Here is a 19,959-nt window from a genome sequence, read left to right as displayed (position 1 = left end):
AGAACAACTTGTAGCGTCGACGTGGCGCCGAGAACAGACAATTGTGAGCGGAATGGAGAAAATGGCCGAAGCGGCTCATACTCACTCTAAAGCAAATCGCGTACGCAGCCCGCCCGATCCGGGGAATTTCGTCGCTGCAGTCCGTAAAAATGCGCTCCACTTTGGGGATCTCAACAACGGTCGAACTGCGCAAAAATCAGGGGACCAGGAAAATCTTGCCGGAATAAGGGTCTTTTACCTTTTGCCCCGACGTGTAGCCATTCACATCCACGTAGCCGCCGCTCGGATCAAACGGGCTGAAGACATATCCAGGTTTTCCCGGCACCGGCTTCGCGGTTGGGTATTGAGCCTGCGTCGTCGTGGTGCGCGCCGGGCTCGGGGAAGGCTTGGACCTTTCGGTGACAACTGGGGGCGAAGATCGGGGAGTGGCGCTGGGGGCCGCGTTCGAGCGGGTTTGGGTCTGGGTAGTGACCGTGCGTTGTTGCGGGTCGCGGCTCGGCGAATTTGTAACCGTGCGGCCGGGCGTGGTGACGTCGGAAGTCGTGGTGGTCGTCGTGGTCTGTTCGGCGTCAAGATGCCGCCGGACATAATTCGCGGGCGCATCAATCACGCGGAATGAGCTCACCGCCACATCGTGCGCCGCTTTGCAACCACCCAGCGCAAGAACGCCGAGCAACAGGATCCATCCACCCGGTCTCACGGGCTTACACATATCTCTCATTGGCCCCGCCGCCAGAGAAATCGCCCCTGCGAAAGGTCAGTTCGCGATGGCAGGAATGCTCTTCACGTCATTCACCAGAGCGTCGATATCGCCTTCGGTCGTGGCCCATGAACACATCAACCGGTAAATATCCGGCTCGATAAATTTGTAGAAATGCCAGCCGCCCTGGTGCAGTCGCCTAACGAGTTCATTCGGCATTCGCAAAAACACGCCGTTCGCTTCGCAGGGAAAGGCCGGTTCAAGGCCCGGCAGCGCGCTCAGCTTTTGGGCCAGGGCTTGGGCGCATCGGTTGGCGTGCCGCGCGTTGTCGATCCAGGCGTTATCCGCCAGCAACCCTGCCCAGGGCGCGGCCAGAAAGCGCGTCTTCGAGCCCAGTTGACCGGCTTGTTTGACCCGGTAATCGAATTCTTCCGCGAGCTTCTTCTGGAAAAAGATGACGAGCTCGCCCGCAGCCGTGCCATTCTTGGTTCCGCCAAAACAGAGCGCATCTACACCGGCCTCCCAGGTGATCGACTTCGGCGCGCATCCGAGGGCCGCCACGGCATTAGCGAAACGGGCGCCGTCAACGTGCAGGAACAATGAGCGCTCCCGAGCAAACTCGGCGATCGCCTCGATCTCGTCCCGCTGATACACGGTGCCCAGCTCAGTGGATTGCGTGAGGCTGATTACACGGGGTTTCGACGAATGAACATCTCCGTGCCGAAGGAGGGCCGCTTTGACCTTGTCCAGGTCCAGCTTGCCGTTCACCCCGGGAATCGGCAGGAGCTTGGCGCCGCCGGCAAAGAACTCAGGCGCACCGCATTCGTCGGTCTGGCTGTGCGCGTACTGATGGCAAATGACGGCGTGATAAGACCGGCACAGTTGAGCCAGGGCGAGAGAATTCGCCGCCGTCCCATTAAACACGAGAAAGACTTCGCAGTCGGTCTCGAAAATTTCGCGCACCCGATCGGTTACGCGGCGGGACCATTTGTCGTCGCCGTAGGAAACTTCCGCATCAGCGTTGGCTTCGGCGAGAGCGGCCCAGGCCGGCGGACAGATGGCCGCGGTATTGTCGCTCGCGAATTGGAATCGTTCTCGCGTTGAATCCATCGCGCGTCTCTACGCGACTTCGAGGCACGGAGCAATCCCGATCAGGGGGGACCAGCCGCACGGCGGTACAGAAATCGCCCGGCGAAAGCCCGGGTTTGGCCCGGGGCTCCGCCAGGCTGATCCTCTACCCGCGTCCCCCTAACCTCTATGTGCAACCGCGCAGCAGAAAAAACAAAAACAGAATCGGAATCGGAATCCCCAAAAGCCAAAGCAAAATATATCCCGTTGCTCCCATCTGCTCGATTCGCTCTTTGAATTTCATATCCGTTGGTCTTTCCCTGTCTTTATTTCGCAGGAGAAACGCTTTCTGAGTGCCTGCAAAAAAAGATTTTTCGTTGAGCACTTGGAAAAGCCGCGGCAAACCTCGCGCTATTCCTGGAGCTGCGTTTCGAGCGCGTTGAGATAAACGGAAATTCGATCGCGTCTCATCGGCGGCGGATCGAAGGCCGACTCGGCCGTCTTCAAGTACTCGGTGAACACTCCGCTTTGATCACGTAATCCCGTTGCCTCGAACCAGTTCAGGTAGTCATCGATCCCGCGCACTTGCGCGGCCATGGCCTTGCGCGAGGCAGTGAGCTGGTCCAGGCGCCGAGCGATACCTTTGATTTTTCCACGTGACAAGGCGGCGGCAATCTCTCCGTACTCGAGGATTACGGGCTGGTAGATGGGGTTGGCCCGGACCGCGAGCGCGCTCAAATCCCGGGAAAGATCGGCCAGAACTCGCTTGGCCGAAGGTGCTTTCAGAAAGGCGGGGAATTCCGCCAGCTCGAAGGTTTTTGCCGAAGGCCCCGTCGAAATTTTCAGACGGAGATGGTCGTCCAGGATGCGCTCCGTCGCGGCGCTCCCGAGCAATTGGTAAGGCTGTTGTTTTGAAAAGCGAGCGACCTGATTTTCCCATGTTTTCTCAGCCATCGCGTCGGACTCGAACAATCCCGGGAAATGCCTGCGCAGACCCGCCAGCGGATCATTCGAAGCAGTGGCAAGGTCGAGAATGAATCGCGCAAGGCGGCCCGGGCCATCCGGAGTGCGGGCCAGAAGCTCCACCAGGGCACACGAATAGGCCCGATAAAGCGAAAGTCCCGGCGCGTCCAGCAGCTCAGGTTTTTGTCGCAAGAATTTCTCAAGCGGCAGGATAGTGCGCCGATCGACTGGGAGAGAAAGGATTTGGCTGAGGCCGGCGTCCAGATTCGTCGCTTGCGCCAGCACACCTTCGAGCAGCCAATCCGGCGGTGACAAGCATGAGGTGCCCGCCGCAATCCCAGGAGACTCGCGATACATCATCTCGACGAGCAGCGCCCGCAGCACTTCGCGCCGGACCTCAGGCCGGCTGACCATGGGATCGATCGTCAAATCAAGCTGCAGTTTCAGTCCGAAACCAGTCTGGCCAAGGGCCAGGGCGGTTCGCGGCGCTTCGGGCAAGTTCGCTTGGGGATAATGCGCGTTGATCAGGATCGGCGTGACCCACGAATCCCGTTGAGCAAGGACGGCGAGGAGATCGCGCTTGGCGCCCTCCGCCAATTCGCAAATCGCGCCGCGGACCCGCACATCGGGCCCGTACACAATGAATTGCCGGGAAGTGCTGACGCTTTGTTCGAGCGGAGCGCCCAGCGCCCAGAATGTCTGACAGACGAGAAAGGCGACCAGGCCAGAGCAAAGACGACCGCTTTTATGCCGGGGGAACACAACGCAAACCTCTCAAAGCGCTACGTCTAAAGCTAGGTAAAAAATGCGCCGAGAATATTTCGTTTCCAACGTAATTAAAACGGAACTTTTCCGTTCCGGCGGTGTCTAATCAGAAAGGATCAAACAAATGAAAACAACCAAACTTCTTCTCATCGCGCTGGTGGCGGGCGCGGTAGCGGCCTCGTCCGCGATCGCCCGTCCCAGCGCCACAGCTCCGATCTCCAACGCGCTGAGCGTCAGCTATCGGGGTCATCACAACCATCATCATCATCACCACTCGCATTTCTCGTTCGGCATCGGGCTCGGATATCCCTACTACGGTTATGGGTATCCTTATTACGGCGCTTACCCCTACGGATACGGCTATTACACACCGCGGAGCGCTTATTATTCCGACGCCGGGCTGACCGATGACGCCACCGTGGCGGCCGTTCAACGCCGCCTGGCGCGCGCCGGCTATTATCACGGAGCCATCGACGGCGTTATCGGCAACGGGACGCGGAGCGCCATTCGGGCCTACGAACGCAATCACGGCCTTGTCGTGGACGGCCGGATCGATCGGCGACTGCTCGCCACGATGGGGCTCTCGTAAAGCAGCTTAGGGTTGGGTTGGCACGCCTGTCGGACGCGCAAATCGCGCTCCGGCAGGCGGCTAGTTTATGGCCGCGGAATCAGAACAACCGCTTGCGGATGCAACTCGATCCCGACCATCTTCGAGAGCGATTTTTTCTCACGATCGAGCGCAGCCCACAAATCCGCGAAAATAGGATCGGCATATTTCATCAGGGCGGGGTGAACGGGCAGGCGTCCGATGCTGCCGCCGTTGTTTGAAGCTTTCAGCGCTCCATTCTCGAGGGTCACTTTGCCGGAAGTCGCAGTGTAAAAGGAGAAGCCAAATAACGACCGCTGGACCGTGACTCGGCCAACATTCTCATCGAGATTGACGAAGGCCCGCTCGAACTGAAGCACCTTGCTCAGGGCTGCCTGCCTGCTCTTGAGGGCGCTGCCCAGAAAAGCGTTCACCTGCGCCTCAGTGTAGCGCAAAGGCGGAGAACCGTGGTTCAAAGCCGCATTTTCCATGTCCAGGTTGATCTGGGGAGGAAACTCACCGCTCTTCGGCACCGGCGGAACATCTGGTGGAAGCAACATCTGAATCACGGCCGCCGTGGCGAACGCGCCCAGGATGACCTTGCTCACCTTGAAAAACATCAGGCGCATCTTCAGGCGCCCCGGATCGAGCATGGACTTCAACCGCCGCTGCGTTGCCTTCGCGTCCTCGCCCTTCGGCGCAATTTTGGCCAGGGCCGTGCGATCAAGCCGCGCCCCGCAATCGTGACAATAAATTCGCTCCGGCTCGTTTTCGCGCCGGCATTCCGGACAGACCAGTTTAATCATTCCACGGATTGCTTCTTCGGTTTTGACTCGGGTGCCTTGGTCGGCGCGGCGGGTGCAGATCCTCCGCTTCCCTCTTTTTTGACGGCCGTTTTTTCAGCTGTGGCCGGCGCGGCAGGAGCATCCTTCTTCGCGCCTTCCTTGTAGGAATTGCTTCGGTAATCGGTGATATAAAATCCCGAGCCCTTGAAAATCAGGCCGGCGCCGGTCCCAATAAGCCGCTTCACCTTTCCGTGGCCCCATTTTTTCTGCCGGCAAAGTTCCTTTGGACATTCGCTAAACGGCTTGTCGCGCATGGATTGCACGGCCTCAAAGGTGTCTCCACACTTCTCGCAGGAATATTCGTAGGTCGGCATGAAGCAGTGAAGGCGGCGAACGGTCGCCATTCTCTCTCAGAAAAAGCAGAATACAAGCCATCCTCATCCCGTCGAATACCGTATCGCCGCCGCTGCGCGAGCCCGGTCACCTTGACTTTGAACTTAGCGAGCGTTAAAGGCGTCGTTCCGATTTTTGATTATGTCGCACTCAGTTTTTCGTCCGTTTTCACTCGTTTTGACCGCCTCCGTCGCTCTCTTTTTGGCGGCCTGTGATGGGGACGATCCGGCTCTGGCCCAGTCGCAGTACCTGGGCGGCGTTTATGGCACCGGACCGGTTTCTAACGCAGCTCCGCGGGACAGCATCTCCTATTGGGATGGCGACAGTGTCTCGGGAAAACCTTCCATCAAAATCAAGCTCAGTGAGCAGCGCGCCTATTTCTACAAGGGCGCGCAATTGGTCGGCATCTCGCAGCTCTCCACCGGCCGCGAAGGCATGGGCACCACGGCCGGTTCGTACAAGATCATCCAGAAGGATCAAAATCACGTCTCGAGCCAGTATGGCGATTACGTCGATTCCGCGGATAACGTCGTGGTTGCGAACGTGGATGTCGGCAAGGACCCAAAGCCGCCCGGGACCCATTTCAAAGGCGCGCCCATGCCCTATTTCATGCGGATCTACGGCGGCACCGGGATGCATGCTGGTTACCTGCCGGGATATCCGGCTTCCCACGGCTGTATCCGGATGCCCGAGTTCATGGCGGAGAATTTCTTCCGTTCCGTTTCGACTGGGACGCCGGTCACCATCAGCCACTAGTCGTCGGCCATTCCGGGCTCTCGGCTTGCACTTGGTCTTTCCCGGCGACATGATCGTGTTTCCGCCGGTCACGCCATGATCATCATCACCCAACCCAACGCCACGGACGAGCAGATCGACCGGATTCTGGCCCGACTGCGCGAATTAGGCCTGGATGCCCAAATCAGCCGGGGCGCTTCCCGCATTATTATCGGGGTGATCGGCGCCGAAGATCGGGTCCGGGAAAAAGCGCTGGCGGCCATGGCCGGAGTGGAAGCGATCATCCCGTTGGAAAAACCTTACAAGCTCGCTTCCGTCGAATCTCGCGGCGCGGCCTCTTCTGTCTCGGTCGGCGATGTGACGATTGGCGGGAATGAAAAGGTTGCTTTGATTTGCGGGCCGTGTGCGGTGGAAAGCCAGGAGCAAATCTCGTCGATTGCGCGCATCGTCAAAAAATCGGGCGCGAACATTCTTCGGGGAGGCGCCTTCAAGCCGCGGACTTCGCCCTACAGTTTCCAGGGATTGGCCGAAGACGGCTTGCGTTTCCTGGCCGCCGCCCGCGAGGAAACGGGCTTGCCGGTCATTACTGAGATCATGGACGCGAGGGACCTGGCGCTGGTGGAGAAATACGCGGACTGCCTCCAAATCGGGACGCGTAACATGCAGAATTTTTCCCTTTTGAAGGAAGTGGGCCGCAGTCATTTGCCGGTGCTGCTTAAGCGCGGCTTCAGCGCGACGATCAGCGATTTGATCATGAGCGCCGAGTATGTCCTGAGCGAAGGGAACATGAACGTGCTCCTGTGCGAACGCGGCATTCGCACCTTCGAAACCGCCACCCGTTACACGCTCGATCTCAACGCCGTTCCCATCCTGAAAGCGAGAACCCACCTGCCCGTCGTGGTCGACCCAACTCACGGCATCGGCCTGCGCGACTTCGTGCCGCAAATGGCCCTCGCCGCGGTCGCAGCCGGCGCTGATGCCGTCATGATCGAAGTGCACGACTCTCCTCAGTTTGCCAAGAGTGACGGCGAACAGGCGATCGTGCCGGAAATCTTCGCCGATCTCGTTCCGCGCCTGCGCGCCGTCGCCGAAGCGGTCGGCCGGCGGATGTAGTTCTCTTCTGCTCTTACTCTTACTCTTACTCTTACTCTTACTCTTACTCTTGCTCTTGCTCGAACCCGAATCGATCACGAGCACGAGCAGGAGCACGATTACGAAAAATTGAAGTTCGCGCCAATCCGGCGAACCATGGGCGGTGGAAGATTCCTCGAGCGATTCCCTGCCCGCGATCGTAACGCGCTCGAATTCGATCTCGCAAAAACTGCGGAACGTCCGCCGGGGCAGTTCCCCCGTCGCATTCTCTCACGTCACCGAGCCGGCCCAGGCGTTTATCGTCGCCGCGATCGCCGGAGAATTGCGAAAAACGCTCTGGATCCTTTGCCCGACGGTCCGCTCCCAGGAATTACTTTTTGAAACCCTGCTCAATTGGCTGCCGGACGCTCTCTTTCTTCCGGAAGCGGAATTCGCCGCGGTCGAAAACGTATTGCCTGACCCGGAAATCGCGGCGGAGCGACTGGCGCTTTTCAACCAGGTTCAGCGCGAGAAAGGGCCTCGCGTAATCGTCACCACCCGCGCGGCGCTTGATCAGGCCGCGCCGGATCCCGCGGCGCTGAGTTCCGCCATGGTCACTCTCCGCCGGGGAAAGCGCCAGCCGCTTGAAAAGACCGTCGAAACGCTTTCCGCTGCTGGATACGAACGGGTGTCGCAAGTCACGACCCGCGGTCAGTTCGCCGTTCGCGGCGGAATCCTCGACGTCTATTCGTGGCAGGCGGCGCGTCCGATTCGGGCGGAATATTTCGGTGACGATGTGGAATCGCTCCGCGAATTCGACGTCGACACCCAAACGTCGGTCCGAAATTTACAGAGCATCGAGCTCCTCCTCGGCGCCGCTGAAGATCAGAGCGCGACCGTTCGAGACTACGTGTCCCCCGAAGCGCTGCGGGTCGAGATCGAACCGGAGGAAAACGCCGAGGCCGAGATCCTGATCGGCGAAGGCTGGCTCGGCGGCGAAGAACCAGAAGACTTCCAGGGCGCGTTCGAAGATTGCGACATCGGCGACTTCGCCGTCGGGGATTTCATGCTGGTCGAAGCGAAGCGCGCGCAGTTTTCCGCGAGACTCAGGGATTGGGGAGCGGGCGGATTTCGCGTCGTGATCTATTTCCAGACGGAAGGCGAAATCGAGCGCTTCCGAGAAATTATGGGAGACGCCATGAAAGGCGTCGAGGTTCTGGAAGGAACGCTGCCGCGCGGGTTTGTTTTTCCAGACGGGAAATTGGTCATCCTTTCCGGCGCCGAATTGTTCGGGCGCTATACGACCCACGGACGCCGGCGTTTGCAGCGCGCCGAAAGGCTCGCCCGCCATCGCACCCAGATCGACTTCAGCGAACTGAATGAAGGCGATCTTGTGGTCCACCTTGAACATGGCATCGGCCGTTTTCTCCAGCTCACCCGCGTTCCTTCGCCCGGGGGCGAGATGCAGGAAGCGCTCGCCTTGGAATTCGCCAACGACTCCCGGCTCTACGTGCCGCTCGAACAGGCTTATCTCGTCTCCCGCTATGTCGGGGTGGGAAAGAAATCTCCGCCGCTCAGCTCGCTGGCGGACGCGAAATGGGCCCGCGCCAAAAAAAGCGCGACCGCATCCATCTTCGATTACGCCGGCAAAATGCTGGCCGTCCAGGCTGAGCGTGAAACGCAGCTCGGTCATCCCTTCGGGCCGGACACAAAATGGCAGAGGGAATTCGAGCATTCCTTTCCGTTCCGGGAAACGCCCGATCAGCTCACCGCGATCGCAGCCACCAAGCACGACATGGAGCTGGCGCGATCGATGGACCGCTTGATCTGCGGCGACGTCGGTTTTGGAAAAACCGAAGTGGCAATTCGCGCCGCGTTCAAGGCGGTCATGGAGGGCAAACAAGTCGCGGTGCTTGCCCCCACCACCGTCCTCGCCCAGCAGCACTTCGAAACCTTCCGGCAACGCATGCTCGATTATCCGGTGCGGATCGAAATGCTCAGTCGCTTCCGTTCCCACGCCGAGCAGCGCAAAGTTTTGCAGCTCCTGCGCGAGGGCGGCGTCGATATTGTGATCGGCACCCACCGTCTGATTTCCGGCGATGTCATCTTCAAGGATCTCGGGCTGGTGGTGATCGATGAAGAGCAGCGCTTCGGCGTCCTGCATAAGGAAAAATTCAAGGAGCTTTTCAAGCTGGTGGACGTTCTCACCCTTTCAGCCACGCCGATTCCGCGCACGCTTTACCTCTCGCTTGTCGGCGTGAAGGACATGTCCACCATCGAGACTCCGCCTCTCAACCGTCTACCGGTCGAAACCGTCGTCTGCGGCTATGACGAACGAATCATCCGCGACGCGATCAATCGGGAATTGGAGCGGCAGGGACAGGTTTATTTTCTGCACAACCGCGTGCAGTCGATCGAGAAAACACGGGACCGGATCGTTGAGCTTTGCCCGCGGGCCCGGGTCGAATTTGGCCACGGGCAAATGGATGCCGACGAACTGGAATCGGTCATGGCCCGATTCGTCTCGGGCCGCATCGATGTGCTGGTCTGCACTACCATCATCGAAAGCGGCCTCGATATTCCTAATGCCAACACCATCATCATCGACCGCGCGGATCGGTTCGGGCTCGCCGACCTCTATCAGCTTCGGGGACGGGTCGGGCGGGCGGAACACAAGGCCTACGCCTACCTGCTCCTGCCGCGGGAGATGATGACGGTGGGCGCGGCCCGTAAACGCATCAACGCCATCAAGCAATACAGCTCGTTAGGCGCCGGTTTTCGTATCGCCATGCGCGACCTCGAAATTCGAGGCGCCGGCAGCATCCTCGGCACCGCCCAGAGCGGGCACATCATGGCGGTGGGGTTCGATCTCTATTGCCAGTTGCTCAAGCAGGCCGTGGCCCAGCTAAAGGGCGACAAAGTTCGCGCCCGGATTGAAGTCGAGATCCGCCTCGATTTTCTCGCCACGAACGAAGCCGAGTTTGTCCAACTCGGCCCGGACGCGCGCGCTCCGGCTTTTATCCCCACCAGTTTTGTGGCCGACCCCACGTTGCGAATTCAGGCTTACCGTCATCTCGCGGAAATCACGACTCGCGAGCAGTTGGACCGGCTCCGCAAGGATTGGCGGGACCGGTTCGGAAAATTTCCCGAAGCGGTTGACAATTTGATCGTTCTGACCGAAATCAGGCTCTCCGCGGCCAGGGCCGGCGTCACCCGAGTGGAGGTGCGCGAAGGCAAACTAATGCTCACCCGGCGCGGGGATTTTATACTTGTCGGGGGCAAATTCCCTCGCATTAGTACCAATAGAATCGACCGCCAATTGGCGGAGGTATTGGAATTGATCAAGAAACTCTAACTCCCATGATTCGACCATTATTTGCAGGTGTGCTGGCGGCGTCGACCGTGCTCATTTCGCCACTTTGCCAGGGTGCCCTTGCCGCGGAAGAAAATGCCCGCGTGATCGACGGCATCGCCGCGATTGTGAACGGTGAAGTCATCACCTACTCCCAGGTCCGCGCTCTCTCCGCCCCCCGCGAGCGCTTGTTGCACAGTCAATTTAAGGGCGAGGAGTTGGCCAAACAGGTCAAGGAGGCGCGCGACGCGGCCCTGAAAGACCTGATCGACCGCGAGCTGATCGTGCAATCGTTTCGGAAGGAAAAATTCGAGCTGCCCGCCTACATCGTGGAAGAGAGGGTTAAGGACATCATCCGGGACGATTTCGGCGGCGATCGGGCCACCTTCATCAAGACCTTGCAGGCCCAGAATTATACGCTGACCGAGTTCAAGAAACTCGAGACCGAAAAGATCATCGTCCAGGCCATGCGGAGCAAGAACGTGAAACCGGTCACGACAATTTCGCCGACAAAGGTGAATGAGTATTACGCGAAGCATAAGGCGGAATTCACAGCCAAGGAGCAGGTCAAGCTGCGGCTGATCATGATTCCGACGCGCGCGGCGGAAGGAAATTCGGCCGCGCAGAAAGCAGTCGCCGAGGAAATTCTCGGGAAGCTCGCCGACGGCGCGCCCTTCGATCGCATGGCGCAGATGTATTCCGAAGATACGACCCGGGACTCGGGCGGCGATTGGGGATGGATCGAACGCAAGACGCTGGCGCCGCAACTGGAGAAAGTCGCTTTCAACCTTCCGCCTGGGCGGGTCAGCCACGTCATCGAGCTCCCCCCGAACTTCTACATTCTGAAGGTCGAAGAAAAACGGGGCGGCGATACGCCATCGCTGGCCAAGATGCGGCCGGAGATTGAGAAAAAGCTGATGCAGGAGGAAAACCAGCGCCAGCAGGAAATCTGGCTGGCCGGTCTCCGCCAGAAAGCGTACATCCGGACGTTCTGAGATCTACAGGCGGCTTTGCCGCGTCCAAGGATCGGCGCTTTCCAAACCGCCACTCTCTTTTCTTCTGTAGCCGCTTCGCTGTGCGAAGCGTTCCCTTTGGACTGTCTCCGGCGGAGGCGTTTGATCCGCTGACACCGTCAGCTCAACGTCGCCCACAGGGCGACGGCTACAGAAGAACCGCAATCCATCTTGCGGGGGGCGATCCCGTTTGTGACAATGCGCGATGAGTTGTCGCATCGGCATCACGCTGGGCGATCCCGCCAGCATTGGACCGGAGATCGTCCGGGCCGCGCTCGCCTCCGGCCGGTTGCCTGCCGATGCGGAATACTCCATCATCGGCCCGGCGCTTGACTGCTCGTTAGGCGAACCAACCCAGGAAACGGCCCGGTCCGCCTTGCAGGCCCTCGAGGAAGGCGTTCAGCTCGCTCTCCGCGGTGAAATCCACGCCATTGTCACGGGTCCAATTAACAAGGCACGAATGTACGACATCGGTTTCCGTTTCCCCGGCCAGACCGAGTTTTTCGCCGACCGATGTAGCGTCAGCAATTTCGCGATGCTCCTCACCGGCAGGAAACTCACCGTGGCGCTCGTAACCGTTCACCTTCCGTTGCGTGAGGTCCCGGGCTCCTTGAAAACCGAGGAAATCGTTCGGGTCGGTCTGCTCCTCCTGGATTTTCTCCGTCGCCGGGGAATCGCCAGTCCGCGCATCGCGGTTGCCGGCCTCAATCCCCACGCAGGTGAATCCGGCGCGCTAGGCAGCGAAGAAGCCGAAATAATCGCGCCCGCCATCGAGGAACTCCAATCTGCAATCCCCGTGAAGGGGCGTGGCCCCCACGGGGCTTTTACGCCCTGGAATCTGCCGTCTCGACTGGCTCAAGGCCCTGAGCAAGCCGAAGGGAAATCTGCAATCATCCGCGGCCCCTTTTCCCCGGACACCGTTTTCCACCACGCCGCTAACGGCGACTGGGACGGCGTCCTCTGCATGTATCACGACCAGGGCCTCATCCCCTTGAAGCTGCACGCTTTCCACGAAGGGGTGAATGTGACCCTCGGCCTCCCCTTCCCGCGCACGAGCCCCGATCACGGGACGGCTTTTGAGATCGCCGGCAAAAACCTAGCCCGCCCCGATAGCATGATCGTCGCGATTAATCTGGCGGTGGAGTTGGCTCGCAAAAGTAACCGTCCTCATGACTAAAGAGCCTCGGCGCCTTCATCTCGCGCTTCTCCTGTTGGTCGCGGCCGTGATCGGCTGGTCGGCCTGGCGGCCTTATGATCGCCTTACCTGGTGGTTGGAAACGTCGCCCGGACTCGTCGCCATTGTCCTCCTGGCCGCGACCTATCGGCGGTTTCGGCTCACCACGTTTTGCTACGTCCTCATCGCTCTCCACATCTGCGTGCTTTGCGTGGGCGGCCATTACACCTACGCCCAGGTGCCGCTATTCGATTGGCTCCGTCCGATCTTCGGCTGGCAGCGCAACCATTATGATCGCCTCGGCCATCTGATGCAGGGCTTGGTTCCGGCGATCGCCGCTCGCGAGGTAATTATTCGGCTCGACGTGGTTCGACGGAAAAAATGGATCCCCTACCTCGTGATCTCGATCTGCATGGGAATCAGCGCGTTTTATGAGCTCCTGGAATGGTGGGCGGCGCTAGTCGCTGGCAGTGCCGCAAACCAATTCCTCGGCAGCCAGGGCGATGTCTGGGACACCCAGTCGGATATGTTTTGGGCGCTGATCGGCGCTGTTTGCGCGCTCGTTTTCCTTTCCTACTTTCACAATCGTGCCCTAAGAAAAGTGACGGACACCTGATCGTGAAGAAATACCTCACCGTTTTTAATCTCGGTCTTCAGAACACGTTCGTTTACCGCTGGAACTATTTTCTGCGCGCGGTCTTCGGCCTGATCCCGCTGGCGGGCACCGTGTTTCTTTGGCGGGCCGTTTTCCGCGAACCGGGCGGCGGTATGCACGGCTACACCTACGGCTCGATGATCTATTATTACCTGCTGACCATCGTTGTCTCGAACCTGGTCACGCCGACCGAAGACGAATGGCAAATCTCGGCCGACATCCGGGAAGGCCAGATCAATTCTTTCCTGACCAAGCCCCTCAGTTACCTCGCTTACCGTTTCAGCATTTTCCTGAGCGGCCGCCTTGTTTTCACGGCCGTCACCATTCCGCCAGTCGCCCTGATCCTCTTCTATTTCCGCGATTACCTGGTGCTTCCTTCCAACGCCCTGACTTACTTTTGCGCGCTTCTTTCGCTGATCATGTCCGCGCTGATTCAGTTCTTCATCACCTACACCATCGCGCTCTTCGCCTTCTGGATTCTGGAGATTTCCACGATCGTCTTCATCGTTTACTCGTTCGAATACTTCCTCGGCGGCCAGATGTTTCCGGTGGACATCATGCCAGCCGCGATCCAGGCCGCGCTAAAATGGCTCCCCTTTTACTACGAACTTTTCTGTCCGATCGCCATTTTCATGGAACGCCTCCGCGGCGCCGAGATGGGCCAGGCCCTGGCGATCCAGGCTGGATGGCTCTTTGTCACCTGGAGCGTCGCTCGCTACATGTGGAAACGCGGGCTTGGGCATTATCAGGCGGTCGGCGGCTAAGGGAATGTGAATGGTGATCAGTGACTGGTGAATGGGCTATTCCATTCACTGATCACCAGTCACCATTCACTAATCCGAACTCGGCAAACCGCTCTCTTGCCACGCGCGAAAACCGCCGGCCATCGATCGCACATTCTCGTATCCCATTTTTTGCAGACTCTCCGCGACGAGGGCGGACCGGCTCCCGCCGCCGCAGTAGCAGATGATCGGTGTTTTCAGATCGGGGATCTGCTCTTCGATTTCCAGTTCGATAATGTCGCGCTCGAGATGTTTCGCGTTTTTCGCGTGATCTTCGCGCCAATCCTCTCCTTCACGGACGTCGATCAGAAGAGCGTCACCGCGCTCGCTCTGGGCTTGCGCTTCCGCCGGTGAGACCTCGGTAATGTTCTTCTTCGCGGCGGCGACGAGCTGCTGAAAGCGATTCATCCTTGAACGTCCCCGACCGCTTCGAACGGTCAAGTCTGCTGGAATCCCGCGCCTCCCTTGGCTAGGATGCCGCGAAAATGAAAAGCCGAACGCTGTTTCCGTTGCTGCTGCTCGCATTTTTTTGCTCTTCGCCGATTAGTCGCGCCAAAGAGCTGGGTTGGCAGCCGCAAAAGACCTGGGTGTTCGTCGTCGGCGTCCTGAGCTGGAAACATTCCGAGATGTTTGGCTCGTTCCCGGTGAAAAACCGCCGGGATGAAGCGCTGGTAAATTTCTTCAAACAGAGCGGCGTCCCCGAATCCCAGATTGTTTATCTACAGGACAAACAAGCCAGGCAAATACGGATCGACGACGCGTTCACGGCGCAACTGAAGAAATTAAGCCCGGACGATCTTCTCATCGTCTATTACGCGGGCCACGGCTCCAAATCGGATGACGGCAACGATGTTTTTCTGGCTTCCTACGACGCAGGCGATGATGAAGTCGAAGGATGGTCGATTAATTCGATCCCGGGGAAAATCCAGAGCAGCAAATGCAAACACGTTCTCTGGTTTATCGATTGTTGTTATTCGGGCCAGGCCGGCCTGGCCATCACGAAGCAAGCGAGCGGTCCGGCTTACGCCTGCGTGACTTCTTCGGCGGCCAGCGAATCCTCAACCGAGCATTGGACTTTCACGGAAGCGCTGCTGGACGCGTGGCGCGGCATTTCCTATGTCGATCTCAATCATGACGGCACGGTTACGCTGGCGGAATTCGCCGCCCACGTGGAGGCGGACATGAACGCAGCCGAAGAACAGCGTTCCACCTTCGCGCATACGAAAGAGTTTTCGCCGGAAATTGTCCTGGCCACGGCGAAACCTCTCGCCAACCCGAGGGTCGGCGAACGGGCGAAAGCGCGGGACGCCGACGAAGATTGGTACGCCTGCCGGGTTATCGACGTCCGGGATGAGAAGCTAAAGATTCATTTCATCGGCTACGAAGACGACGAAGACACGTGGGTCGCGCCGGAAGATCTACAACCGATCAAACCGGTCCGCTATGCGACCGGCGCGAAGGTGGAAGTGCTTTGGAAAAAGCGCTGGTATCCGGCGACGGTCTTGCAGGCCAAGGATGGCGTGCACCTCATCCACTACACTGAGTACGAAGCGAAATGGGACGAATGGGTCCCCTCCCGCCGGATTCGCAATCCGAAGTAGGCAATGCTCTCAATATGATTGGTAGGGACGGCGCGCTGCGCCGTCCGTTGAATCAACAACGCGGCAACTCCCGACGGGCGGACGGCGCAGCGCGCCGTCCCTACCAGCGAATTTTATTCGTAGCGGAGGGCGTCGATCGGATCGAGCCGGGCGGCTTTGCGCGCCGGGTAAAATCCGAAAAACACGCCGACCGCCGCGCTGACTACAAACGCGATCACGATGGATCCGGGCGAGATCAGCGATGGCCAATTCTTCACCGCGGCCAGGATTTTCGCCGATACAATTCCGAGGATAATACCGATGATCCCGCCGATGACGCTCAGCGTGATCGCTTCGATTAGGAACTGGGTGAGGATGTCGCGCCCGTGCGCGCCGACGGCCATGCGCGTGCCGATCTCGCGCGTCCGCTCCGTCACGCTCACCAGCATGATGTTCATGATGCCGATCCCGCCGACCACCAGCGAAATCACCGCCACGCCCGCGAGCAATGCGGTCATCGTCTCAGTGGTAGCGGTTTGGGCGGCGGCGATTTCCTCCTGGTTGCGGACGGTAAAATCGTCGTCGCGCCCTTCGCGGATGTTATGGCGCTGGCGGAGGAGAGCGATGATTTGCTGCTGCGCCGGACCGAGATCGGCCGTGCTCGCCACCTGCGCGTTGATGTTCCGCAGGGTCGTCCCGCCTCCCATCACCCGCTTCATGGCGCTCGTAAACGGCATGATTACGATGTCGTCCTGATCGGTCCCCTGTGAACTAAGCCCTTTGGGGGTGAGGACGCCGGTGATCTGAAACGGAACATTCTTCACCCGCAACACCTGCCCGACGACGTCTTCGCTGCCGAATACTTGCGTGGCGGTCGTGCGGCCGATAACGCAAACCTTGTTCGCGCTCCGCACATCCTGGGAAGTGAACGGCGCGCCGTCCGCCAGCGGCCATTGCCGGAGATCGAAGTAATCGGCGGACTCACCATAGATGCGGGTAAACCAATTCTGGTTTCCGGCCGCGACCTGCGAAGTGGAAACAACTTCTTCGCTGACCAGGGTGACCGACGGGATTTCGCGGCGGATCGCTTCGGCATCCTCGATCTTCAAGGTGCCGGCGCCGCCCCAGCCGGTGCGAATTCCACTCGCAGTCGTGCTGCCAGAAAAGATCAGGATCACGTTTTCGCCCAGGCTCGCGATCTGCGCCTCGACTTGCGCTTTCGCACCGGTCCCGATGCTCACCATGGCGATGACCGCGCCGACTCCGATGATGATTCCGAGAGCGGTCAGGGCCGAGCGTAACTTATTTCGACGCAACGCTCGCGCCGCGATTTTGAAAGTCGAAGCGAGCCGGATCCGGCGCGCAAAACTTTTGCCGGTCATACCGCGGCCTCCAAGGCATCTGTCGCGGAGATTCGTTCCAGTTCGCTTGCGGCCTGCAGGCGATTCGCGACCAGCTGATCGCTCCGCACCAACCCGTCTTTCATTACGATGTTGCGGCGCGCGTAGGCGGCAATGTCTGGCTCGTGGGTCACCATGACGATCGTGATTCCCTTCTCATTCAGGGACTGAAAGATCTCCATAACCTCCACGCTCGTTCGGCTGTCGAGATTGCCAGTGGGCTCATCGGCCAGAAGCACTTCGGGATCGTTGATCAATGCCCGCGCGATCGCGACCCGCTGCTGTTGCCCGCCGGAAAGCTGGCTCGGCGTGTGGTCCCCACGTCCCTGCAGACCGACCGCCGCCAGCACCTGCTCCGCTTTTTCGCGCAGCTGGGCGCTCGTCAAGGCTACCTCGGAGTAGAGCAGCGGCAGCTCGACGTTCTCCAGCGCGGAAGTGCGCGCGAGCAGGTTGAAGTTCTGAAAAACGAATCCGAGTTTGCGATTCCGCACGTCCGCCAGGTCGTCGCGGCTCAACGACGAGACATCTTCGCCGTCGAGGAAATAGCGGCCGGCCGTCGGCCGATCCAGACAGCCGAGGATGTTCATCAACGTCGATTTGCCCGAACCGCTCGAACCCATGAGGGCGACGAATTCGCCATGTGAAATTTCGATCGACACGCCACGCACGGCCTGCACTTCGACCTCCCCCGTTTGATAGGTCTTTCGAACCTCGTCGAGGCGAACCGCTACGCCGTTCGAAGAACTGTTCATGGCCGCCGCCGCGGACCGCTGAATGGATTTGTCGCGGGCGCATCCGATGAAGAACTCTCGGTCATCGTGGTGACGACCCGATCGCCTTCCTTCAAGCCTTCCACGACTTCCGTCGTGATGCCGTCGCTGATCCCGGTCTTAATCGTCACCGCCGTCGGTTTCGAAGCGCCGGAAGCAAGCACATACACCGTCCGCTCCGTCCGCCGCTCAGCACGATTTCCCCCCGATTTGTTGCCGCCGCCCGGCTGGCGCGGCCCCGCCGATGGATCGCGCCGTGGCGCTGGCGACGACGCCACATCCGGCGGCCGGAAACGCAGGGCGCTGTTCGGAATTTTCAAGGTCTCATCGCGGTGCGCCGCAACGATGGAAACGTTCGCCGTCATTCCCGGCTTTAATTTTTGCTCCGGATTGCTGACGCCGATCACGGTGTCGTAAGTAACCACGTTTTGGACAGTAATCGGCGCGTTGCGAACCTGCACCACTTTGCCCGGGAAGGTGCGAGTCGGAAACGCGTCCACCGTGAACTCGACGTCCTGGTCCACCGCCACCGCTCCCACGTCGGCCTCGGCGACATTCGCGTCGATCTGCATTTTCGAGAGGTCGTTCGCGATTTGGAAGATCACCGGCGCCTGGAGACTGGCCGCGACGGTTTGCCCAACATCCACGTTGCGGGAAATCACGATGCCATCGATCGGGGAAGTGATCGTGCAATGATCGAGATCGGCCTTTGCTTTTTCGAGCGCGCCTTCCTTGATCTTCACGTTGGCTTCTGCCTGATGCAGCGCGGCCGTCGCCTGGTCGAGATCGGACTGGGCCGAGTTTTGTTTGGCGACCAACGCCTGAGTGCGCGTCTCATTGAGGCGGGCCAGCTCGAGGGCGGCACGCGCATTAGCAAGATCGCCCTCCGCCTGGTTGACGCTGGCCTGGAAAACGATCGGATCGATCTGGGCAATGACCTGGCCCGCTTTCACGACCGAATTAAAGTCGGCGAATAGTTTCTGGATATTGCCGGAAACCTGGCTGCCGACCTGGACGTTCTGGACGGGATTAAGGGTGCCGGTGGCGGTCACGGCCTGCGTGATCGGACCGCGAGTCACCGGCGCTGTCTGGTAAGTCGCGCTCGAGCCGCTCGCGCAGCGGCGCAGGAGCAGCGCGCTCACGATCAAAACCGTGGCTGCGACGATCAAAGGAATAGGTCGTTTAAACATGCCGGTGTCTGCGAACGATGATCTTGCCTGAGGTTAATACAACCTCGGAGAAAGCTCGAAGTTGCGGCCGTCCCGGTTGCGCGGAAGCGTAGGGCGGATGCGCCGTTATCTCACCATCTGGGGAATCATGCTGCGCAACTCGCTTATCCGGGAGCTGAGTTTCAAAGCCAATTTCATCCTTTGGATGATCGTGGAAGTCCTCTGGTTCTGCGGCCAAATCGTTTTCTTCGGCATTATCTTCGGCCAGGTGGATCGCCTCGGTGACTGGACAAAGTGGGAAGTGATCCTGCTGATCGGCACCCACCAGATGATCGCCCAATTGTTCCAGGCATTTTTCTTCGTCAATGTTTCCAATATTCCCGAGCTGGTCCGGACTGGAAAATTGGACTCGTTGCTCGCGCTGCCGATCGACAGCCAGTTTGCCGTTTCCACCAAACAGTTCGGTCTCGACAGCGTGCTCAACGCGCTCCTGGGCGGCGTGGTGGTCATCGTCGCGCTCTCCAAGCTGCACGTCACGCCGTCCGTGGTGCAGGTTCTTCTTTATCTGGTGGCGATCTGCTTCGGCGTAGCGATTCATTATTCCATCATGCTCACCCTGGCGGCGATCAGCTTCTGGATCGTCCGGGCCCAGGGATTGGTTTACGGCTACTTCAATTTTCTCCACATTGCCCGTTATCCGGACGTGATCTTCCCGCGCCTTTTTCGTTTTGTGTTTGGCTGGATCATCCCGGTGGTGATCGTGGCCAATATCCCGGCCCGGCTCCTGATCAAGCCGCTGGGCGACCCTGCCCTGCTGATGTTGCATCTCATTGTGGCCGGGTCGATTGCGTTTTCCCTTTCACGCGTTTTCTGGCGTTTTGCCCTGCGCCATTATTCGAGCGCCAGCTCCTGAAAATCGGCCCAAAAACTGGCTACTTTTTTGCTCGTTTTTAGCGGGTAAATCTCCCCTTGCACCCCGCCAGAAATGCCTTTAAGTA

Annotated in this window: 20 protein-coding genes; 10 read left to right on the top strand and 10 right to left on the bottom strand. The window is 59.3% G+C overall.

The features are described from left to right. Positions 1–196 precede the first annotated feature (196 nt). The 4 genes from VJU77_02430 to VJU77_02415 all read right to left on the bottom strand — a co-directional run bounded on the left by VJU77_02430 (position 197) and on the right by VJU77_02415 (position 3,493). Positions 197–700, bottom strand: coding sequence for a hypothetical protein (locus VJU77_02430; protein ID HKP02193.1), 504 nt, complete (start codon positions 698–700; stop codon positions 197–199). Positions 701–757: 57 nt separating this feature from the next. After that, entirely contained in the window at positions 758–1,810 is a 1,053-nt protein-coding gene (locus VJU77_02425; protein HKP02192.1) for a low specificity L-threonine aldolase, read from the bottom strand. A gap of 145 nt (positions 1,811–1,955) precedes the next feature. Then, a complete protein-coding gene (locus VJU77_02420) occupies positions 1,956–2,153 on the bottom strand; it encodes a hypothetical protein (protein ID HKP02191.1) in 198 nt (65 codons plus the stop codon). 26 nt (positions 2,154–2,179) lie between these two features. Continuing rightward, on the bottom strand, positions 2,180–3,493 hold the full coding sequence (locus VJU77_02415; GenBank protein ID HKP02190.1) for a hypothetical protein: 1,314 nt from the start codon (positions 3,491–3,493) through the stop codon (positions 2,180–2,182). Positions 3,494–3,620: 127 nt separating this feature from the next. On the opposite strand from VJU77_02415, the gene VJU77_02410 reads away from it, so the two are divergent. Continuing rightward, on the top strand, positions 3,621–4,085 hold the full coding sequence (locus tag VJU77_02410) for a peptidoglycan-binding domain-containing protein (protein HKP02189.1): 465 nt from the start codon (positions 3,621–3,623) through the stop codon (positions 4,083–4,085). A gap of 65 nt (positions 4,086–4,150) precedes the next feature. Here VJU77_02410 and VJU77_02405 read toward each other — a convergent pair whose 3' ends face one another. Together VJU77_02405 and VJU77_02400 are read right to left on the bottom strand one after the other, a co-directional pair. Further along, on the bottom strand, positions 4,151–4,888 hold the full coding sequence (locus VJU77_02405) for a zinc ribbon domain-containing protein (protein HKP02188.1): 738 nt from the start codon (positions 4,886–4,888) through the stop codon (positions 4,151–4,153). Then, the gene (locus VJU77_02400) at positions 4,885–5,271 is read right to left on the bottom strand and encodes an FmdB family zinc ribbon protein (GenBank protein HKP02187.1); all 387 of its coding nucleotides are present in this window, start codon (positions 5,269–5,271) and stop codon (positions 4,885–4,887) included. The genes VJU77_02405 and VJU77_02400 overlap by 4 nt, the downstream gene beginning before the upstream one ends. 166 nt (positions 5,272–5,437) lie before the next feature. On the opposite strand from VJU77_02400, the gene VJU77_02395 reads away from it, so the two are divergent. The 7 genes from VJU77_02395 to VJU77_02365 all read left to right on the top strand — a co-directional run bounded on the left by VJU77_02395 (position 5,438) and on the right by VJU77_02365 (position 14,024). Next, a complete protein-coding gene (locus VJU77_02395; GenBank protein ID HKP02186.1) occupies positions 5,438–6,016 on the top strand; it encodes a L,D-transpeptidase family protein in 579 nt (192 codons plus the stop codon). Positions 6,017–6,091: 75 nt separating this feature from the next. Further along, positions 6,092–7,108: a 3-deoxy-7-phosphoheptulonate synthase gene (gene aroF, locus VJU77_02390; protein HKP02185.1), complete on the top strand. Its 1,017-nt coding sequence runs from the start codon at positions 6,092–6,094 to the stop codon at positions 7,106–7,108. Between the two features lie 142 nt (positions 7,109–7,250). Next, a complete protein-coding gene (gene mfd, locus VJU77_02385; protein ID HKP02184.1) occupies positions 7,251–10,421 on the top strand; it encodes a transcription-repair coupling factor in 3,171 nt (1,056 codons plus the stop codon). A gap of 5 nt (positions 10,422–10,426) precedes the next feature. Beyond that, on the top strand, positions 10,427–11,413 hold the full coding sequence (locus VJU77_02380; protein HKP02183.1) for a peptidylprolyl isomerase: 987 nt from the start codon (positions 10,427–10,429) through the stop codon (positions 11,411–11,413). A 223-nt stretch (positions 11,414–11,636) separates the two neighbouring features. After that, positions 11,637–12,608 (top strand): 4-hydroxythreonine-4-phosphate dehydrogenase PdxA, encoded by a 972-nt coding sequence (locus tag VJU77_02375; GenBank protein ID HKP02182.1) that lies wholly within the window; start codon positions 11,637–11,639, stop codon positions 12,606–12,608. Beyond that, positions 12,601–13,221, top strand: coding sequence for a DUF2238 domain-containing protein (locus VJU77_02370; GenBank protein HKP02181.1), 621 nt, complete (start codon positions 12,601–12,603; stop codon positions 13,219–13,221). The genes VJU77_02375 and VJU77_02370 overlap by 8 nt, the downstream gene beginning before the upstream one ends. A gap of 2 nt (positions 13,222–13,223) precedes the next feature. Further along, entirely contained in the window at positions 13,224–14,024 is an 801-nt protein-coding gene (locus VJU77_02365) for an ABC-2 family transporter protein (GenBank protein ID HKP02180.1), read from the top strand. Between the two features lie 69 nt (positions 14,025–14,093). Here VJU77_02365 and VJU77_02360 read toward each other — a convergent pair whose 3' ends face one another. Next, positions 14,094–14,450: a rhodanese-like domain-containing protein gene (locus tag VJU77_02360; GenBank protein HKP02179.1), complete on the bottom strand. Its 357-nt coding sequence runs from the start codon at positions 14,448–14,450 to the stop codon at positions 14,094–14,096. 77 nt (positions 14,451–14,527) lie between these two features. Here VJU77_02360 and VJU77_02355 point away from each other — a divergent pair, with 77 nt between their 5' ends. Next, positions 14,528–15,643 carry a Tudor-knot domain-containing protein gene (locus VJU77_02355; protein HKP02178.1) on the top strand — a complete coding sequence of 372 codons (1,116 nt, stop codon included), beginning with the start codon at positions 14,528–14,530 and terminating at the stop codon, positions 15,641–15,643. Between the two features lie 113 nt (positions 15,644–15,756). On the opposite strand, the gene VJU77_02350 is transcribed toward VJU77_02355, so the two are convergent. From VJU77_02350 to VJU77_02340, 3 genes are read right to left on the bottom strand one after another with little or no spacing between them, the layout of a single operon-like run. Next, the gene (locus VJU77_02350) at positions 15,757–17,004 is read right to left on the bottom strand and encodes an ABC transporter permease (protein ID HKP02177.1); all 1,248 of its coding nucleotides are present in this window, start codon (positions 17,002–17,004) and stop codon (positions 15,757–15,759) included. Further along, positions 17,001–17,774, bottom strand: coding sequence for an ABC transporter ATP-binding protein (locus VJU77_02345; protein HKP02176.1), 774 nt, complete (start codon positions 17,772–17,774; stop codon positions 17,001–17,003). Before VJU77_02345 ends, VJU77_02350 begins: the two co-directional genes overlap by 4 nt. After that, complete coding sequence (locus tag VJU77_02340; protein HKP02175.1) at positions 17,771–18,982, bottom strand: efflux RND transporter periplasmic adaptor subunit; 1,212 nt, start codon at positions 18,980–18,982, stop codon at positions 17,771–17,773. Before VJU77_02340 ends, VJU77_02345 begins: the two co-directional genes overlap by 4 nt. A gap of 97 nt (positions 18,983–19,079) precedes the next feature. Here VJU77_02340 and VJU77_02335 point away from each other — a divergent pair, with 97 nt between their 5' ends. Further along, positions 19,080–19,874 (top strand): ABC-2 family transporter protein, encoded by a 795-nt coding sequence (locus VJU77_02335; protein HKP02174.1) that lies wholly within the window; start codon positions 19,080–19,082, stop codon positions 19,872–19,874. Positions 19,875–19,959 lie beyond the last annotated feature (85 nt).

The sequence above is a fragment of the Chthoniobacterales bacterium genome (assembly GCA_035274845.1).
Classification (GTDB): Bacteria; Verrucomicrobiota; Verrucomicrobiia; order Chthoniobacterales; family UBA10450; genus AV80.
This window is presented reverse-complemented; position numbering and strand designations above follow the sequence as displayed.

Excerpts from the sequence above, each read along its gene's own strand:
- VJU77_02360 (HKP02179.1), bottom strand. The coding sequence starts at position 14,450 with ATGAATCGCTTTCAGCAGCTCGTCGCCGCCGCGAAGAAGAACATTACC.
- VJU77_02405 (HKP02188.1), bottom strand. The coding sequence starts at position 4,888 with ATGATTAAACTGGTCTGTCCGGAATGCCGGCGCGAAAACGAGCCGGAG.
- VJU77_02370 (HKP02181.1), top strand. The coding sequence starts at position 12,601 with ATGACTAAAGAGCCTCGGCGCCTTCATCTCGCGCTTCTCCTGTTGGTC.
- VJU77_02355 (HKP02178.1), top strand. The coding sequence starts at position 14,528 with ATGAAAAGCCGAACGCTGTTTCCGTTGCTGCTGCTCGCATTTTTTTGC.
- aroF (HKP02185.1), top strand. The coding sequence starts at position 6,092 with ATGATCATCATCACCCAACCCAACGCCACGGACGAGCAGATCGACCGG.
- VJU77_02375 (HKP02182.1), top strand. The coding sequence starts at position 11,637 with ATGAGTTGTCGCATCGGCATCACGCTGGGCGATCCCGCCAGCATTGGA.
- VJU77_02350 (HKP02177.1), bottom strand. The coding sequence starts at position 17,004 with ATGACCGGCAAAAGTTTTGCGCGCCGGATCCGGCTCGCTTCGACTTTC.
- VJU77_02425 (HKP02192.1), bottom strand. The coding sequence starts at position 1,810 with ATGGATTCAACGCGAGAACGATTCCAATTCGCGAGCGACAATACCGCG.
- VJU77_02400 (HKP02187.1), bottom strand. The coding sequence starts at position 5,271 with ATGGCGACCGTTCGCCGCCTTCACTGCTTCATGCCGACCTACGAATAT.
- VJU77_02340 (HKP02175.1), bottom strand. The coding sequence starts at position 18,982 with ATGTTTAAACGACCTATTCCTTTGATCGTCGCAGCCACGGTTTTGATC.
- VJU77_02345 (HKP02176.1), bottom strand. The coding sequence starts at position 17,774 with ATGAACAGTTCTTCGAACGGCGTAGCGGTTCGCCTCGACGAGGTTCGA.
- VJU77_02335 (HKP02174.1), top strand. The coding sequence starts at position 19,080 with ATGCGCCGTTATCTCACCATCTGGGGAATCATGCTGCGCAACTCGCTT.
- VJU77_02410 (HKP02189.1), top strand. The coding sequence starts at position 3,621 with ATGAAAACAACCAAACTTCTTCTCATCGCGCTGGTGGCGGGCGCGGTA.
- VJU77_02380 (HKP02183.1), top strand. The coding sequence starts at position 10,427 with ATGATTCGACCATTATTTGCAGGTGTGCTGGCGGCGTCGACCGTGCTC.